We start from the raw sequence: 15,570 nt of genomic DNA, 5'->3' as shown, positions 1-15,570 counted from the left end.
ATGCCGTATCCGGCCACGGAGGGCGGCGCATGCATGGAGAAAGCCATGAGCAACACCGACTCCAGCCCTAGCCTGGCAACCGGGCACCCGATGAGCGCTGATGCCTGGTCGGACTTCGTGACCCGCCTGCGTCACCACTGCAACGGCCAGGGCGTGAAGTGGCACCACACGGCATGCGCGCTGTTCACCTTGCAGCAGAAGCGCATCGACTATGGCTATGAGGCTGACTACGCCGAGGGCTTGGTCGTCTGCTTGGAAGACAACAGATGGTTCAGCCCTGAAGAATACTGGGCAGCTCTCGATGAGGAAGAGCAGCAGGAGATCAACCAGGCGGTCCAGATCGACCACGAATGCGATTTCCTCGAGCTGGATACGGATGACCAGTGGCAGCTCCTAGCCGAACTCGAAGACCATACCGTCACCGGCTGGAACAAGCGCTGGGAAATCGTGAATAGCCACTTTACCAAGGAAGCGGCCGAGGCCTTCATTCGCCGCAAGCAGCACGACTACCCCGAGCTACGGGTTTACGTCGAGTCGCAGTACTACGCCTGGGAGTTCGAAGCGATTAAGGCCGCCATCCTCGACGGCACGCTTGTCTACCAGCCAAAGCCTGCGGCTGAAGACGCCACCGCCTGACCCTCCGGCGCTGCCCGCCAGCACCCACCGGTTACACCCCGCTACGGTGCCACGCATCGACCATCAAAAGGGCTAAATCTAGGAGACGTTGCGACATTGCTTTGGAAAAGGACAAGCGCCTCGGCTGCTATACCGGGAAGTCCGCGAAAAGCTTCCATTTTTCGTTTTCCTGCAATTCGGTGTTCTGGGCCGAAACTCGCGATATCCGCCGTCGAAAGAGCCTTTGCCAGGTAGACCACTAGGTCGCAGACATGAATGTCCTCGCCACGCTCAGCCGGGTTGTCCAGAAGCAACTCAATTATGCGGGCTCGGTAAGTCCACCAGCGCACATCATCCTTCTGGTTAACCAGCCGCTCACGCGCTTCCGCCAGCAACAGCTGGAGCTGTAGTCGCTCGGCCTCGCTCAGGGACCGCCATTCCAGCTCGTTGATAAACACCTGGTCTCCAATGCGAAAGGTATCCGTTTCGCTTCAGTTTGGCACATCAATTCAGTAAGCGGCGCTGCCCGCCAGCGCCTTCCCCGTTTCAACGATAACGCCTCCCCGGCGGGGGCGGCGCCTGCACGCAAGGACCACAACATGACCCAGCAGCACCGCATCCTGGTGGGCGACTGCATCGAGATGATGCGGACGCTGCCGGATCAGTCAGTGCACACCTGCATCACCAGCCCGCCCTATTTCGGGCTGCGCGACTACGGGGTAGACGGCCAGATCGGGCTGGAGGCCTCTCCCCGCGAATTCATCGATAGCCTGGTCGCTGTGTTCCGCGAGGTGCGCCGCGTGCTGCGGAATGACGGAACCCTGTGGGTGAACCTGGGAGATAGCTATGCCAGTGGCGGCCGAGGCGGCGGGGGCCGGTACATGGCCGAGCGCGGCGACGGTGCGTGGCAGGGAAAAGGCGATGCCACTGGTTGGCGATCAGCTCCCGCCGGCTGGAAGCACAAGGATCTGCTGGGCCTCCCATGGCGCCTGGCGATCGCGTTGCAGGATGAGGGCTGGTACCTACGCCAGGACATCATCTGGCACAAACCGAACCCGATGCCCGAATCGATAAAGGACCGGTGCACCAAAGCGCACGAGTATCTGTTCCTGCTGAGCAAGAGCCCGCGCTACCACTTCGATCAAGAGGCGATTCGCGAGCAAGCAACAAAAGGCTTCTCAGGCAGCGAGTTCAACGCTGGCAAAACTGCCGAGCACCAACTCGGCCGAAGCAGCGATCGGGACCGGGTTGATGACGGGATGCGAAACAAACGCAGCGTCTGGACGGTGGCCACTGCCAGCTTCAAGGGCGCCCACTTCGCCACTTTCCCACCCGACCTGATCCGGCCTTGCGTCCTGGCTGGCTCACCACGCGGCGGGATGGTGCTCGACCCGTTTGGCGGCGCCGGTACCACCGCGCTCGTCGCCATGCAGGAAGGCCGGCAATCGGTCATCTGCGAGCTGAACCCCGAATACGCCGCGATCGCCCGCCAGCGCTTGGATACAGCCTGGATTGAAGGCGCCGCGCAAATGGATTTCCTGCTGGACCAATCACCAGCTGCTTGAATCTGAGGTTCACATGACTACAGCAATCGACCTGTTCGCCGGCCTCGGCGGATGGAGCACCGGCGCGCGCGCCGCAGGCGTCCAGGTTCTCTGGGCGGCAAACCATTGGCCAGAGGCCGTGAAGTGGCACGCAGCAAACCACCGGGACACCGAGCACGTGTGCCAGGACCTGCAGCAAGCGAACTGGGCAAAGGTGCCTCGCTCGGACATCGGCATCGCCTCTCCATGCTGCCAAGGCTTCACCAACGCCCGCGGGAAGAAGAGCGGCAACCCCGAGCACGATGCATCGCGCTCGACAGCCTGGGCCGTTCCCTCTGCTGCTGAAGTGCTTGATCAGGACGCCTGGGTGGTCGAGAACGTGCCGGAGTTCGTGAACTGGGTGCTCTACCCCAGCTGGGTGGATGCGATGAAGCGCCTTGGCTACCAGGTTGCGCCGCACATAGTCGATTGCGCCGACCTCGGCGTGCCGCAACATCGAGTGCGCCTGTTCCTGATCTGCACCAAAAGCAAGGCGCCGATTCAACTGCAGCTACAGCAGTGCGAGCACGTCCCGGCCAGCAGCTTCCTCGACTTCGACGCCGGACGCTGGTCGCAGATCGAGAAGCCAGGCCGGGCCCAGGCCACGCTCGACCGCGTGCGCAATGGCCGCCAGCGCTTCGGCGACCGATTCATCATGCCCTACTACGGCAAGGGCTCAGGTACCACCGGCCGCGACATCAACCGGCCGATAGGCACCATCACCCCCTGGACCGCTGGGCCTTGGTCGACGGCGACCGGATGCGGATGCTCAGCGCCAGCGAAGCCCTGGCCGCCATGTCGTTCCCGGCTGACACCCTGCGGCCGGACAACCACCGGCTGACAATGCACATGGCTGGAAATGCGGTGCCGCCTTTGGCAGGCCAGCGCGTGATCGAAGCCCTGCTGAAAGCAGCGTGACTATTCCCGCCCAGCCCGCATGAATGCCCTTGTCCATAGGAGGACTGCTGCGGCCACAAGTAGCGGCCAGACAATGGTCGCGGCTTCGTCTGGGTCAAAAATATCTTCGATGAACCTGGTGCCTCGGTTGGCGAATCCAGCGAACAACACCAGTCCCAGGGCAACCGCGAACACCCAGCCAAGCACCATCAACGATCTCTCCACAAGATCCCTTTGCGCTGCGTTCATAACTTTTTCCTGATGGCCTAGTGCCCCAATCATAAACCATGCACTGCCAGTTTCATGGCGAGGTATCCCCATGCCCACAGAAAACCGATCCAGCAACACCGAACCCCAGCAAATTGAAGCCGCCGGCGCAGCGATGACGCAGATCCGCACCATGCTCGGCCGCGAGCAACGACCGGATCAGGTAGCTGCAGCGCTTGAAGCTTGCGATTGGAGTGATACGCCGATTGGCAACAAGGCGATCATCCTCAGCGCCATCCAAGCTCTACGCGCCCCGCAGCCCCACCCCGAGCCTATAGCCTGGATGGTTGGTACTGCCATCTGGTGGACCAAAGAAGAGGCAGAGCGGGATGCGACGGCTACTGGGCTGCCGATTGTTGGGCTGGGGCCGATGACTGGCTCTGGCGAGGTGGAGCGAAAGTCAGTGAAACGCTACGACCGGGACAAAGTATGCGGCCACAGTGACGTCGAAATTACCGTTCCTGGCCTTCTGCACCATGACCACGGTCCGAACTTAGCCGAAGCCTTGGCAAGACTGGCTTACCGTGTGGCCAAGTTCCATAAGCTGGACACCCCATCGCTTGCCGATTCTGGCGAGGTTGAGCGGCTGACCGAGCAGCTTGAGGTCGCCAATCAGGCAATCGCCTACGCTGCGCGGCAGGCGGAGGAAAAGCAGAAGGTAACCGATGCCCTGATGGCTGATGCGAAACAGTTCAGGGCCGAGCGCGACGCCCTGCGCGCCCAGCTGGCCGAGCGGGATGTGCTCCCACAGTTCGCCCAAACGGTTATCCGAAAGCTCAAGCGCTTCCGTGATTGCGCTGAGGATGGTCAGGGCGCCGACATTGGCAAAACCTGGTTTGATGTTCTGGTCCAACTGGGCTTGCTCAACCGAGTTCAGCGCAGCCCGGCGTGGTGGGAAATAACAGACGAGGGCGATGCATTGCTTGACGGGCGCGCAGCCCTATCCGCCAGCACAGAGCCGAGCACGCCGGTTGATATCGACGAGCGGGCCGAGTTCGAAGATGCATCCGAACCTGACGGCGCAAATTTGGACCGAAACTCAGACGGCGACTACGTCAACCCGTATGTTCAATCATCGTGGGAAGGCTGGAGCATGCGCGCCGCCCTGGAGCGCAAGCCCGCCTGACCACAGGAGTACATCCGTACTCTTTTCGCTGTAACCCCTCTCCCCTCTACACTTCGCGTCGCGATACCTTCCTCGGCAAGGGCTGTCTCGCTTGAACGGGTACCGCCGGAAAGGTGGTTGCAACCCATTCCTTCGCATGTTGCAGAGCCCATGCCATAGCCGCACTCATCGACTGACCCTTGCAGTCGTCATGGCTCTCTTCAAGCAGCAGTTCGCCCTTCTCTTTGTAGATACCAAAGAAGAGTTGGGTAGCCCCGAGGGTTGAAGTGCGCACTTGTACATTGATCTGGGTGCCGCAGGACAGACGCTCATCGCAGTTGCGGAAATGCAGCTGCGGATCGGCCCAATCCCAGTACACCTTCCCGCGATTACGCATGGTGGGCCTTCAAGAAGAATGGAAGAAAGTTGACGTAACGGTCAGCGTATAGAGCTTTCTCAGTTTCACCAGAAATAAATTGAAACGGTTACGAACTTTTACAACTGCCGCGATATGGCGGCCAAGGAATTCCTGTGTCCGAAAAAATTGAGTTGGACCTCGACGCCATCGAGGCAGCAGCCAAGGCCGCAACGCCGCAGAACTTTGTCAGCGCCCAAGTCGGCGGGGCCGAAGAAGGATGGATGGAATGCCCTGGGTGTGGCGGTGAAGGCTCTGTAGAGCTGACGGCCGACTACCTGAACTACGACGGCGTGGCATTGGGTGTCCAGTTCTATGGCATTGGCGAGCCGCACGTCCACGCAGAGGCGCACTACCGCGCCGCCAGGCCTGCCGTGGTGCTGGCCATGGTTGAAGAGATCCGAAGCCTGCGCCAGCAGCTGGAGCAGCAGAAGGGCACCAGCCGCACCATCACGCTTTCGGGCTGCGAGTTCACCGAAGACGATCTGCTTCGCACCGCAGTGCGCATGGTAAGCGGCACCACCAGAATGAAGCAGCCGCGCTGGGTGCTGATGAAGGACGCCTTCTGCTGCGGCTCTGGCGTGGCACACGCGCTGTGCCGGCGCTTCGGCTTTGATCCTGACGAAGGCCTGCGCAAATGACCCGCCTCGCTCTCTGCCTCCTGCTGCTGGCCACCCTGGCCGGCTGCAAATTCGAGGTCTGCATCGACGCCTCAGACAAGAACTGCAGCCAGGCCCGCGCCAGCATCTGCGAGTTCAGCGCTGAAACACGGAGCCAGCTCTCCCCGCACGAAACACAACCCGAACCTACACCCGCACTGGCGCCTGGGCGCTGGATTGATGAGAGGTATCAGCTGTGAGCGAATTCACCACCATCGTCGTGCGAGGCCTCGGGCGCCACCCGCGGCGCATAGTCATCGACGGCGCCGAATACGAGGTCATCTGTTCATCCGACGGCCATATCCCGGTCCAGGTACAAGAGCTCGAGCAGTTTGTGGACTGCGCCCGCGCTGGCGAGCTTTCCGATATGCGAGGGGATGAAGTGGTGTCGCATGCCCAGACCGTCAAGAGCTTGTCGGTGGCAATGCGCGCCAGAGGGTTCGAGCCATGACCGAGCTGATCGAAGTGAAAACAGAAGACCTGCAGGGCTGGCAGCTGGCCTGGGCCGTCGGCAAAGCAGAAGGGCTCGACGTATTCCTGGTTCCCCCCCAGTACGGCAACCCATGGCGGGTATTCGCCCGATACCAGGCCTCAGCCACCGAACATACCGCCCTGTTCAATCCACACGAGAACTGGGCTCTTGGAGGCGGCTTACAGGACCGGTACGTGCGCACACTAGAGCGGAACGCCAGGAAGGAAACTGTCGCGATCACCTGGCGGCCCGGCTCAGCCCGTGAAGGCGAAGGTTGGGGAGACACTGGCCTACAAGCTGTGTGCCGCTCCGTTGTCGACCTCATCGCCGGCGATACCGTCCAGGTGCCGAAGGAGCTGATGCCGTGAAAGCGCGAATGACCTACTGGAACGGCTCCTGGTGGTGCCGGCGAATGGGCTGCACCGGCCAGGGTGCCACTATGAAGGAAGCCTGGGACGACATGTGGGCGCTGTACTTCGAAGCCGTCCGCCCAGCGCGCCCGCAGACCCTCCATTCGCCGCGCGTCCGCTGCGGCTGATCCAAGCCTAACCCCTCCCCCTACAACCCAAGCCCGCCACATGAGCGGGCATGGAGAGCTATTGCGATGATCATCGACGATGTGATGACCGACAAAATCACGCTCCACGGCCTGGGCTTCATTCAGGTGCAGCTGCAGGGCGACCAGCGCCTACACGTGTGGCACCCAGAACTGCCCCGCCGCAGTTGCTTCGAGCACTCCGCGATTCACGACCACCGCTTCAGCTTCGTGTCCCGTGTGCTTGTCGGCGAACAGGTCAACCACCGATACGAGCCTGTGCGGCACGCCGAAGGCGAGTTCGTGTTGTACCTACATGAAGGGAAGCGCCAGGCAGGTGGCGGGCGCCCCTGGACGCCGGATGGCCGCGCCGATATGGCCCATCAGGGGACCGACCTGGTCTATGCAGGCGGTGAATACCTCACCTATGCCTACGACTACCACAGAACCGAGCCAGGTGGCGACGGCCGGGTAGCGACCATCATGCGGAAGGATGCCGAGTTCACGGAAGGTGCCCACTCCACCTGCCGCTACGGTGTCCAGCCCGACACAGACTTCGACCGCTACCAATGGCCCGCCGCTCGACTCTGGGAAGTCGTGCGCGAAGTGCTGCTGGCCTGACCACCAACCTGCCGCCACCGGCGGCGTGGAGACCATCCCATGGATATCGAAAGCACCGGTGACGTAGACAAGGTCACCGAGCAGCGAATGGCTGAACTCATCGGCTGCACCAAACGCTCCCTGGAACACCGTCGCCTGGATGGGAAGATTCCTGTAGGCGTCTGGATGAAGCACGGCGGCCGGATCATTTACAGCAAAAAGAGGTATGACGAATGGCTGGAAAGCCAATGGGTTTACCCCGAGGTGTCGAAATCTTCCGCAACTCCCTCCGGATTCGTTTCACATGGGACGGTATCCGTCGATGCGAAACGCTCCCCTATCCCCCGACACAAAAAGGCATCAAGGCTGCATCCAGCCTTCGCGATCAGGTAACCAGCCTCAACAAGCTCGGCCTGCTGGACCAGGACAAGTACGCCGAGCTGTTCCCCAGCTCACAGGCTGCGGTCGGCGGTAAGCCGACCTTCGGGGAGTACGCTCAGCTCTGGCTGGACAGCCGCGAAATAACTCAGGGCACGCACAACAACTACAAGAGCGCCCTCAACCTTTACTGGGTGCCACGCCTGGCTCTGGTCCGTATCGACCTGATCACAACCAGTCTGCTCCGCCGCGTCATCACCGAAACCGAATGGACCTCGGCAAACGTGAAGCGCAACGCAATTACGAGGCTGTCGACGATCCTGGCTGCGGCAACCCGGGAAGGCCTACTGACCAAGAACCCCGCCGAAGTGATTGAGTTGCCGAAGCGGTCGCGTAAGGAGATCGACCCCTTCACCCTGGCAGAAGCCAACACCATCATCGACAAGCTCTACGAACACAAGCATTGGCCGAGCCTCATCTACGCTGCATTGTTCGAATTCATGTTCTTCACCGGCCTCCGCCTGTCGGAGGCATTGGCAGTGCGCTGGGATGTGATCGATATGGAAAAGAGGACCGTGCACGTAAAGAGGACCGTCGCCTTGGGCGAGGTGGAGGAAAGGACGAAAACAGGACGGGATCGGTTCGTTCTGCTGAATGATCGAGCCTTACGCGCGATTCAGTTCGCGAGGGAGTATGCGGACCGCCGTAGGCATGGGAAGGGAGCGATCACCGAAACCCCGTATCTGTTTCCGCCGTCGAAGAGCGCCGAGTACGTGAAACAGACCTCCGACCTGCACAAGCAGTGGGTGCCGGTGCTGAATGAGCTGGGCATTCGGCGTCGTCCCCCATATAACTGCCGGCACACCTATGCGACAATATGCTTAATGTCCGGCCTCAACCCCGCATTTATCGCCCAACAGCTGGGTCACAGCGTTCAAATGCTGCTGTCGACGTATGCCCGTTGGCTCAACTCAAGCTCCGACTGGAGCGAGCTGGAAAAACTCAAGATTGGTATCAAATCGGTATCAGGTTGAAAGCCAGCTCTGTAAGTGACTGATAGGTAAGCCCTTTGATCTCCACCGCCAACATCACCATGCAGTTCGGCTCCAAGCCGCTGTTCGAAAACGTTTCCGTCAAGTTCAACAACGGCAACCGCTACGGCCTGATCGGCGCCAACGGTTGCGGCAAGTCGACCTTCATGAAAATCCTCGGCGGTGACCTGGAGCCGTCCGCCGGCCAGGTCATGCTCGAGCCGAACACACGCCTGGGCAAGCTGCGCCAGGACCAGTTCGCCTACGAGGAATTCACCGTGATCGACACGGTGATCATGGGCCACGCCCAGTTGTGGAAGGTCAAGGCCGAGCGCGACCGCATCTATTCGCTGCCGGAAATGACCGAGGAAGACGGCATGGCCGTCGCCGAGCTGGAAACCGAGTTTGCCGAAATGGACGGCTACACCGCCGAATCACGTGCCGGTGAACTGCTGCTGGGCCTGGGTATACCATTGGAGCAGCACTTCGGTCCGATGAGCGAAGTGGCGCCTGGCTGGAAGCTGCGGGTGCTGCTGGCCCAGGCGCTGTTCTCGGACCCGGACGTGCTGCTGCTCGACGAACCGACCAACCACCTGGACATCAACACCATCCGCTGGCTGGAAAACATCCTCACCGCGCGTAACAGCACCATGGTGATCATTTCCCACGACCGGCACTTCCTCAACAGTGTCTGCACCCACATGGCCGACCTGGACTACGGCGAGCTGCGCCTGTTCCCGGGCAACTACGACGAGTACATGACCGCCGCTACCCAGGCGCGCGAGCAACTGCTGGCCGACAACGCCAAGAAGAAGGCACAGATCGCCGAACTGCAGACCTTCGTCAGCCGCTTCTCGGCCAACGCCTCCAAGGCCAAGCAGGCCACCTCGCGGGCCAAGCAGATCGACAAGATCCAGCTGGCCGAGGTCAAGCCATCGAGCCGGGTGAGCCCGTTCATCCGCTTCGAGCAGACCAAGAAGCTGCACCGCCAGGCCGTGACCGTCGAGAAGATGTCCAAGGCGTTCGACGACAAGGTGCTGTTCAAGGACCTGGGCTTCACCATCGAAGCCGGCGAGCGCGTGGCGATCATCGGCCCCAACGGTATCGGCAAGACCACCCTGCTGCGCACCCTGGTCGGTGAAATGACCCCGGACAAGGGCGAAGTGAAGTGGACCGACAGCGCCGAAGTGGGCTACTACGCCCAGGACCACGCTCACGACTTCGAACAAGACATGACCCTGTTCGACTGGATGGGCCAGTGGACGTCCGGCGAACAGGTGATCCGCGGCACCCTCGGGCGCATGCTGTTCTCCAACGACGAGATCCTCAAGTCGGTGAAGGTGATCTCCGGTGGTGAGCAAGGCCGCATGCTGTTCGGCAAGCTGATCCTGCAGAAGCCGAACGTGCTGGTCATGGACGAGCCAACCAACCACCTGGACATGGAATCGATCGAGGCGCTGAACCTGGCGCTGGAAAACTACCCGGGCACCCTGCTGTTCGTCAGCCACGACCGCGAGTTCGTATCGTCGCTGGCCACCCGCATCATCGAGCTGTCGGCCGATGGCGTGGTGGACTTCAGCGGCACCTACGACGATTACCTGCGTAGCCAGGGTGTGCTGGTCTGATTGGGAAGGGCCTGACCATTTGCACTGGCCGGGCCGGCCTATTCGCGGGTAAACCCGCTCCCACAGGGACTGCGCAGCATTTGAGGCCTATGCAGATCCTGTGGGAGCGGGTTCACCCGCGAAGAATCCACCCCGATCCCACAGGCTGACATTCCCCGACGCATAATTCGTTAGCCTGCTTTCATTTTCTTCGCGCAACGGCCATGATGGAGCCACGCCCAACCGCCCGCCCGCGAACGAGCCCATGACCGCGCAACAACCCGCCCCCGCCGGCAACACGCTGCACATTACCCTGCAGATCCTGTCGATCGTCTTCTACACCTTCATTGCCTTTCTGTGCATCGGCCTGCCGATCGCCGTGCTGCCCAGCCATGTGCACGACCAGCTGGGCTATGGCGCCATCGTCGCCGGTGCGACCATCGGCCTGCAGTACCTGGCCACCCTGCTCAGCCGCCCGTTTGCCGGGCGCGTGGCGGACAGCCTGGGCGGTAAACGCGCCATTCGCTTCGGCCTGCTGGGGATTGCAGGCTGCGGGATACTGACCTGGCTGTCGGCCCTGAGCCTGGCCCTACCGCCGCTGAGCCTGGCACTGTTGCTCGGTGGGCGCTTGCTGCTGGGTATCGCCCAAGGGCTGATCGGCGTGGCCACGTTGAGTTGGGGCATCAGCCAGGTCGGCCCCGAGCACACCGCGCGGGTGATTTCCTGGAACGGTATTGCCTCCTATGGCGCCATCGCGCTTGGCGCGCCCCTGGGCGTGCTGGCGGTGGACGGGTTGGGCTTCAGCGTACTCGGGCCGGTGCTGCTGGCGCTGGTGCTGGCGGCGCTGCTGGTGCTGCGCAAGCGCTCGGACGTGGTCATGGCACGCGGCGAGCGCCTTCCGTTCTGGTCGGCCTTCGCACGGGTCGCGCCGTGCGGCCTGGGCCTGACCCTGGCCTCGATCGGCTACGGCACCCTGACTACCTTCGTCACCCTGTACTACCTGGAGCGTGGCTGGCTCGGCGCAGCCTGGTGCCTGAGTGCCTTTGGCACCTGTTTCATCATTTCGCGGCTGCTGTTCGTCAACGCTGTCAACCGGTTTGGCGGCTACAACGTTGCCATGGCCTGCATGGCCACCGAAGTGCTCGGCCTGAGCCTGCTGTGGTTGGCACCCTCGCCGCCATGGGCACTGGTGGGTGCCGGGCTGACCGGGTTCGGCCTGTCGTTGGTGTATCCCGCGCTGGGGGTGGAGGCAATCAGGCAGGTGCCCGCCAGCAGCCGTGGTGCGGGGCTGGGCGCCTACGCAGTGTTCTTCGACATGGCCCTGGCCATCGCCGGGCCGCTGATGGGAGCAGTTGCCGTGCACCTGGGCTATGCCTTGGTCTTCGCGGTGGCGGCCGTGCTGGCCCTGGCCGGCGTCGGCCTAACGCTGTGGCTGGCGCGGCATGCTCGCCGCGGCTGAGCGCTCGGCCGGCTGCGGCGCGCCCAGCGCCTGGCTGAAGAACGCTGCGGTTTCGCGCTGCAGCGAATGGTGGATATCGCGGCGGTCGACACCTTCGGCGTCCTTGCACAACGCCGGCATGCGCGCGTATTGCTCGCTGTCGCAATGGGCCATGAACACGAAATGCCCGGCGCCGGCCAGCAGGCGGTAGTCCGGAGCGACCGGCAGCTTGCGGGCCAAGGCTTCGGCGTTACGATCCACCGCTACCAGCTGGTCGCGGTCACCGCTGTAGATCAGCACCGGCAAGCGCACCCCGGCCAGGGAATGGCGGCCGAACAACAAGCTCAGCGGTGCCATCAGCATCACCGCGCCCACCCGCTGGTCAGCCATGGGCGCCAGCTCGCTGCGGTCGGCAATCAGTACCCCGTGCGTCCTGCAGGCATCGGCGTCGTTCGGGCGCTCCAGGCAATACTGGCGCAGGCGGTCCAGGTCAGGGCGCGCACCAGAAAGAATCAAGGCGGTTTCACCGCCGGCCGAATAGCCGATCACCCCCACCTTGCCGTCGTTCAGGCAAGGCCCCAGCAAGGCATCCTCGCGAGCAGCGGTGATCGCGGCACTGACTTGCAGCGGCCGGCCATAGAGGTTGCTCAGGGCTCCCAGGCGGCTGTGATCGCGGGCATTGTCCCCCGGGTGCACCACCGCCACCACCACAAACCCCCGACGCGCCAGCGAGGTGGCCAGGTAATGCAAGGCCAGCGGGCTACCAGTGTTGCCATGAGACAGCACCAGCAAGGGGAACTGGCCCAAGGCTACCGGCGCTTCTTCAGCCACGTCGATCGGGTAGCCGTCCAGGCGGCGGCTGTGGGTTTTGCCAAAGGCCGGGTAGAACGCCAGTGCCTGCATGGGCCGGGCGTCAACCGGGTCGGCCAAGCGCATGTGGTGCAGGCCGGCAACCCAGGGCGTGGCCTCGGCCTGGGTCAGCAGGCCGCCGAACAGCGCCAGGGCCAGCAGGCAGCGTGGGAGAGTCATCGGCCGGCGGTTCCTTGCAGGGCGAAGCGATGATCCAGCATAGAACCGGACTGGCCAGTGGCGGATGAAACCTGGATTAAACCGATGTCATGCGCATCGCGCTTGCGCAAGGTGCATTTGCGCTTTTCCTCGAACCCGTGGCATAGATACAGGCCGATGTCTTCAAGTGTTCCTATCGCGCCACTCAAGGAGATTCATGCATGAGCAAGCCCGCCTACGTGCCACCCAAGGTCTGGCGCAACGACGCAGCGTCCGGCGGCCAGTTCGCCAGCATCAACCGCCCGGTTGCCGGCCCGACACACGACAAGGACCTGCCGCTGGGCAAGCACCCGCTGCAGTTGTACTCACTGGCCACGCCCAATGGCGTCAAGGTCACCATTGCCCTGGAAGAACTGCTCGCCCTGGGCCACCAAGGCGCCGAATATGATGCCTGGCTGATCCGCATCGGCGAAGGTGAGCAATTTTCCAGCGGTTTCGTCCAGGTCAACCCCAACTCGAAGATCCCCGCATTGCTCGACCGCAGCGTCGAGCCGCCGGTGCGGGTGTTCGAGTCGGGCTCGATCCTGCTGTACCTGGCAGAAAAATTCGGCGCCCTGCTGCCCGAGGCGCCGGCGGCACGCACCGAGAGCCTGAACTGGCTGTTCTGGCAGATGGGCGCGGCACCTTACCTGGGCGGTGGCTTTGGCCACTTCTATGTCTATGCGCCGGAAAAGCTCGAGTACGCGATCAACCGCTTCACCATGGAAGCCAAGCGCCAACTGGATGTGCTCAATCGGCGCCTGGCGGAAAGTCGCTACCTGGGCGGCGAGCAATACAGCATCGCAGATATTGCCGTGTGGCCATGGTATGGCCAGTTGGTGCGCGGCAACCTGTATGGCGCGGCGGAGTTCCTGGCGGTGGACGAATACCCGCATGTGCAGCGCTGGGCCGAGGAAATTGCACTGCGACCAGCAGTACAGCGCGGCACCCGGGTGAACCGCACCTGGGGGGATGAGAGCAGCCAGGTGCCAGAGCGGCACGCGGCGTCCGACCTGGACTGAGAGGCGGTCGGGGGCCGTTACCCGGCCCCGACAATGCCCGCCTGCATGAAACCATTTGCCCCCGCGCAAACCTGCGCCGGCCAGGCCCTTCTTGTACACTCCTCGCATTAGCCCCCACCTGCACATTTTTTGGTGAAAGCATGATCGAGGTAACCGAGGTTTCCATTGCCGAGCTGCGCGACGCACTCGAGTCGGGCCGCACGACGGCGGTCGAACTGGTCAAGGCCTACCTGGCGCGCATCGACGCCTATGACGGCGCCGACACCGCCACCGCCTTGAACGCCGTGGTAGTGCGCAACCCGCAGGCACTGGCCGAGGCCGAGGCCTCCGACGCCCGCCGCGCCAAAGGCCAGCTGCTGAGCCCGCTGGACGGCATCCCCTACACGGCCAAGGACAGCTACCTGGTCAAAGGCCTGACCGCGGCTTCCGGCAGCCCGGCGTTCAAGGACCTGGTCGCCCAGCGCGACGCCTTCACCATCGAGCGCCTGCGTGCCGCCGGCGCCATCTGCCTGGGCAAGACCAACATGCCGCCAATGGCCAACGGTGGCATGCAGCGCGGGGTGTACGGCCTTGCCGAAAGCCCTTACAACGCCAATTACCTGACCGCACCGTTCGCCTCGGGCTCGTCCAATGGCGCCGGCACTGCCACCGCAGCCAGCTTCAGCGCTTTCGGCCTGGCCGAGGAAACCTGGTCCAGCGGCCGTGGCCCGGCGTCCAATAACGGCTTGTGCGCCTACACCCCGTCGCGCGGGGTGATCTCGGTGCGCGGTAACTGGCCGCTGACGCCGACCATGGACGTGGTGGTGCCGTACGCCCGTACCATGGCCGACCTGCTGGAAATCCTCGACGTGGTGGTCGCCGACGACGCCGACAAGCGCGGCGACCTGTGGCGCCTGCAACCCTGGGTGCCGATCCCGGCAGCGTCCCAGGTGCGCCCTGCCAGCTACCTCGACCTGGCCGTTGATGCCAGCGCGCTCAAGGGCAAGCGCTTTGGCGTGCCGCGCATGTACATCAATGCCGACCCCGAGGCAGGCACGTCCGAAAAGCCTGGCATTGGCGGCCCGACCGGCCAGCGCATCAACACCCGCGCCAGCGTGATCGACCTGTGGCAACAGGCACGCCAGGCGCTCGAAGCAGCCGGCGCCGAAGTACTGGAAGTGGACTTCCCATTGGTATCCAACTGCGAAGGCGACCGCCCGGGCGCACCGACCGTGTACAACCGCGGCATCGTCAGCAAGGCGTTCCTGCATGACGAACTGTGGGAACTGTCCGGCTGGGCATTCGACGACTTCCTGCGCGCCAATGACGACCCCAAGCTCAACCGCCTGGCCGATGTCGATGGCGCGTTGATCTTCCCCCACGACCCAGGCACCCTGCCCAATCGTGAGGATGACCTGGCGGCCGGCATGGACGAATACGTCAACATGGCCAAGCGCGGCCTGAAGACCTGGGACCAGATCGAGACCCTGCCCGACGGCCTGCGTGGCCTGGAAAAGACCCGCAAGATGGACCTGGAAGACTGGATGGACAGCCTCGGCCTGGACGCGGTGCTGTTCCCCACCGTGGCCGATGTAGGCCCGGCCGATGCCGACGTCAATCCGGTATCGGCCGACATCGCCTGGAGCAACGGTATCTGGGTGGCCAATGGCAACCTGGCGATCCGACACCTGGGCGTACCGACCGTGACCGTGCCGATGGGCGTCATGGCCGACATCGGCATGCCGGTCGGGCTGACCTTCGCTGGCCGGGCTTACAGCGACAACGCGTTGCTCAGCTTCGGTGCAGCCTTCGAGGCGACCGGCTCGCGCCGGATGATCCCGCCGCGCACGCCGCCGTTGGGTTAAAGCAACAGCGGGCCGCGTGGCGGCCCATTCGCGGGTTCGCCTGCGAGTTGGGGCCTGA

The 15,570-nt window shown here is 63.1% G+C and carries 18 protein-coding genes and 1 pseudogene; 15 read left to right on the top strand and 4 right to left on the bottom strand.

Going from position 1 to position 15,570, the window contains the following annotated elements:
* The first annotated feature begins 45 nt into the window (after window positions 1–45).
* Window positions 46–636, top strand: coding sequence for a hypothetical protein (locus tag QSV36_RS10155; RefSeq protein ID WP_289131462.1), 591 nt, complete (start codon window positions 46–48; stop codon window positions 634–636).
* Window positions 637–677: 41 nt separating this feature from the next.
* Here the strand turns inward: QSV36_RS10155 and QSV36_RS10150 are convergent, their stop codons facing one another.
* Window positions 678–1,073, bottom strand: a complete 396-nt coding sequence (locus QSV36_RS10150) for a hypothetical protein (protein WP_289131461.1) — start codon at window positions 1,071–1,073, stop codon at window positions 678–680.
* 141 nt (window positions 1,074–1,214) lie between these two features.
* Here QSV36_RS10150 and QSV36_RS10145 point away from each other — a divergent pair, with 141 nt between their 5' ends.
* A complete protein-coding gene (locus QSV36_RS10145; RefSeq protein WP_289131460.1) occupies window positions 1,215–2,180 on the top strand; it encodes a DNA-methyltransferase in 966 nt (321 codons plus the stop codon).
* 13 nt (window positions 2,181–2,193) lie between these two features.
* Window positions 2,194–3,116: pseudogene (locus QSV36_RS10140) on the top strand (DNA cytosine methyltransferase).
* Here QSV36_RS10140 and QSV36_RS10135 read toward each other — a convergent pair.
* On the bottom strand, window positions 3,117–3,344 hold the full coding sequence (locus QSV36_RS10135; RefSeq protein ID WP_289131459.1) for a hypothetical protein: 228 nt from the start codon (window positions 3,342–3,344) through the stop codon (window positions 3,117–3,119).
* A 70-nt stretch (window positions 3,345–3,414) separates the two neighbouring features.
* On the opposite strand from QSV36_RS10135, the gene QSV36_RS10130 reads away from it, so the two are divergent.
* Window positions 3,415–4,488 carry a hypothetical protein gene (locus QSV36_RS10130; protein WP_289131458.1) on the top strand — a complete coding sequence of 358 codons (1,074 nt, stop codon included), beginning with the start codon at window positions 3,415–3,417 and terminating at the stop codon, window positions 4,486–4,488.
* Between the two features lie 46 nt (window positions 4,489–4,534).
* On the opposite strand, the gene QSV36_RS10125 is transcribed toward QSV36_RS10130, so the two are convergent.
* Window positions 4,535–4,864, bottom strand: a complete 330-nt coding sequence (locus QSV36_RS10125; RefSeq protein WP_289131457.1) for a hypothetical protein — start codon at window positions 4,862–4,864, stop codon at window positions 4,535–4,537.
* A 134-nt stretch (window positions 4,865–4,998) separates the two neighbouring features.
* On the opposite strand from QSV36_RS10125, the gene QSV36_RS10120 reads away from it, so the two are divergent.
* From QSV36_RS10120 to QSV36_RS10080, 9 genes are all read left to right on the top strand, one after another.
* Window positions 4,999–5,523: a hypothetical protein gene (locus QSV36_RS10120; protein ID WP_289131456.1), complete on the top strand. Its 525-nt coding sequence runs from the start codon at window positions 4,999–5,001 to the stop codon at window positions 5,521–5,523.
* Complete coding sequence (locus QSV36_RS10115) at window positions 5,520–5,741, top strand: hypothetical protein (RefSeq protein ID WP_289131455.1); 222 nt, start codon at window positions 5,520–5,522, stop codon at window positions 5,739–5,741. The genes QSV36_RS10120 and QSV36_RS10115 overlap by 4 nt, the downstream gene beginning before the upstream one ends.
* Entirely contained in the window at window positions 5,738–5,992 is a 255-nt protein-coding gene (locus QSV36_RS10110) for a hypothetical protein (RefSeq protein ID WP_289131454.1), read from the top strand. The genes QSV36_RS10115 and QSV36_RS10110 overlap by 4 nt, the downstream gene beginning before the upstream one ends.
* On the top strand, window positions 5,989–6,381 hold the full coding sequence (locus QSV36_RS10105) for a phage protein NinX family protein (protein ID WP_289131453.1): 393 nt from the start codon (window positions 5,989–5,991) through the stop codon (window positions 6,379–6,381). The genes QSV36_RS10110 and QSV36_RS10105 overlap by 4 nt, the downstream gene beginning before the upstream one ends.
* Window positions 6,378–6,551, top strand: coding sequence for a hypothetical protein (locus QSV36_RS10100; RefSeq protein ID WP_289131451.1), 174 nt, complete (start codon window positions 6,378–6,380; stop codon window positions 6,549–6,551). Before QSV36_RS10105 ends, QSV36_RS10100 begins: the two co-directional genes overlap by 4 nt.
* Window positions 6,552–6,617: 66 nt before the next feature.
* Window positions 6,618–7,169 (top strand): hypothetical protein, encoded by a 552-nt coding sequence (locus QSV36_RS10095; RefSeq protein WP_289131449.1) that lies wholly within the window; start codon window positions 6,618–6,620, stop codon window positions 7,167–7,169.
* A gap of 212 nt (window positions 7,170–7,381) precedes the next feature.
* Window positions 7,382–8,560 carry a tyrosine-type recombinase/integrase gene (locus QSV36_RS10090; RefSeq protein WP_289131447.1) on the top strand — a complete coding sequence of 393 codons (1,179 nt, stop codon included), beginning with the start codon at window positions 7,382–7,384 and terminating at the stop codon, window positions 8,558–8,560.
* A gap of 35 nt (window positions 8,561–8,595) precedes the next feature.
* Window positions 8,596–10,182, top strand: a complete 1,587-nt coding sequence (locus QSV36_RS10085) for an ABC-F family ATPase (RefSeq protein ID WP_289131445.1) — start codon at window positions 8,596–8,598, stop codon at window positions 10,180–10,182.
* A gap of 244 nt (window positions 10,183–10,426) precedes the next feature.
* Window positions 10,427–11,620 carry an MFS transporter gene (locus tag QSV36_RS10080; RefSeq protein WP_289131443.1) on the top strand — a complete coding sequence of 398 codons (1,194 nt, stop codon included), beginning with the start codon at window positions 10,427–10,429 and terminating at the stop codon, window positions 11,618–11,620.
* Here the strand turns inward: QSV36_RS10080 and QSV36_RS10075 are convergent.
* Window positions 11,582–12,628, bottom strand: a complete 1,047-nt coding sequence (locus QSV36_RS10075; protein WP_289131441.1) for an alpha/beta hydrolase family protein — start codon at window positions 12,626–12,628, stop codon at window positions 11,582–11,584. The genes QSV36_RS10080 and QSV36_RS10075 overlap by 39 nt on opposite strands.
* 200 nt (window positions 12,629–12,828) lie before the next feature.
* Here QSV36_RS10075 and yghU point away from each other — a divergent pair, with 200 nt between their 5' ends.
* Both yghU and QSV36_RS10065 read left to right on the top strand, forming a co-directional pair.
* A complete protein-coding gene (gene yghU / locus QSV36_RS10070) occupies window positions 12,829–13,668 on the top strand; it encodes a glutathione-dependent disulfide-bond oxidoreductase (protein WP_289131440.1) in 840 nt (279 codons plus the stop codon).
* A gap of 140 nt (window positions 13,669–13,808) precedes the next feature.
* A complete protein-coding gene (locus QSV36_RS10065; protein WP_289131438.1) occupies window positions 13,809–15,512 on the top strand; it encodes an amidase in 1,704 nt (567 codons plus the stop codon).
* Window positions 15,513–15,570 lie beyond the last annotated feature (58 nt).

The organism is Pseudomonas sp. BCRC 81390 (assembly GCF_030341915.1).
Classification (GTDB): domain Bacteria; phylum Pseudomonadota; class Gammaproteobacteria; order Pseudomonadales; family Pseudomonadaceae; genus Aquipseudomonas.
Note: the sequence above shows the minus strand (reverse complement) of the source record. Positions and strands in the feature narration are given on the sequence as shown.

Bases quoted from the DNA above. Each gene is read 5' to 3' on its own strand.
- QSV36_RS10155 (WP_289131462.1), top strand. From the start codon at position 46: ATGAGCAACACCGACTCCAGCCCTAGCCTGGCAACCGGGCACCCGATG.
- QSV36_RS10145 (WP_289131460.1), top strand. From the start codon at position 1,215: ATGACCCAGCAGCACCGCATCCTGGTGGGCGACTGCATCGAGATGATG.
- QSV36_RS10135 (WP_289131459.1), bottom strand. From the start codon at position 3,344: ATGAACGCAGCGCAAAGGGATCTTGTGGAGAGATCGTTGATGGTGCTT.
- QSV36_RS10130 (WP_289131458.1), top strand. From the start codon at position 3,415: ATGCCCACAGAAAACCGATCCAGCAACACCGAACCCCAGCAAATTGAA.
- QSV36_RS10125 (WP_289131457.1), bottom strand. From the start codon at position 4,864: ATGCGTAATCGCGGGAAGGTGTACTGGGATTGGGCCGATCCGCAGCTG.
- QSV36_RS10115 (WP_289131455.1), top strand. From the start codon at position 5,520: ATGACCCGCCTCGCTCTCTGCCTCCTGCTGCTGGCCACCCTGGCCGGC.
- QSV36_RS10105 (WP_289131453.1), top strand. From the start codon at position 5,989: ATGACCGAGCTGATCGAAGTGAAAACAGAAGACCTGCAGGGCTGGCAG.
- QSV36_RS10095 (WP_289131449.1), top strand. From the start codon at position 6,618: ATGATCATCGACGATGTGATGACCGACAAAATCACGCTCCACGGCCTG.
- QSV36_RS10090 (WP_289131447.1), top strand. From the start codon at position 7,382: ATGGCTGGAAAGCCAATGGGTTTACCCCGAGGTGTCGAAATCTTCCGC.
- QSV36_RS10080 (WP_289131443.1), top strand. From the start codon at position 10,427: ATGACCGCGCAACAACCCGCCCCCGCCGGCAACACGCTGCACATTACC.
- QSV36_RS10075 (WP_289131441.1), bottom strand. From the start codon at position 12,628: ATGACTCTCCCACGCTGCCTGCTGGCCCTGGCGCTGTTCGGCGGCCTG.
- yghU (WP_289131440.1), top strand. From the start codon at position 12,829: ATGAGCAAGCCCGCCTACGTGCCACCCAAGGTCTGGCGCAACGACGCA.
- QSV36_RS10065 (WP_289131438.1), top strand. From the start codon at position 13,809: ATGATCGAGGTAACCGAGGTTTCCATTGCCGAGCTGCGCGACGCACTC.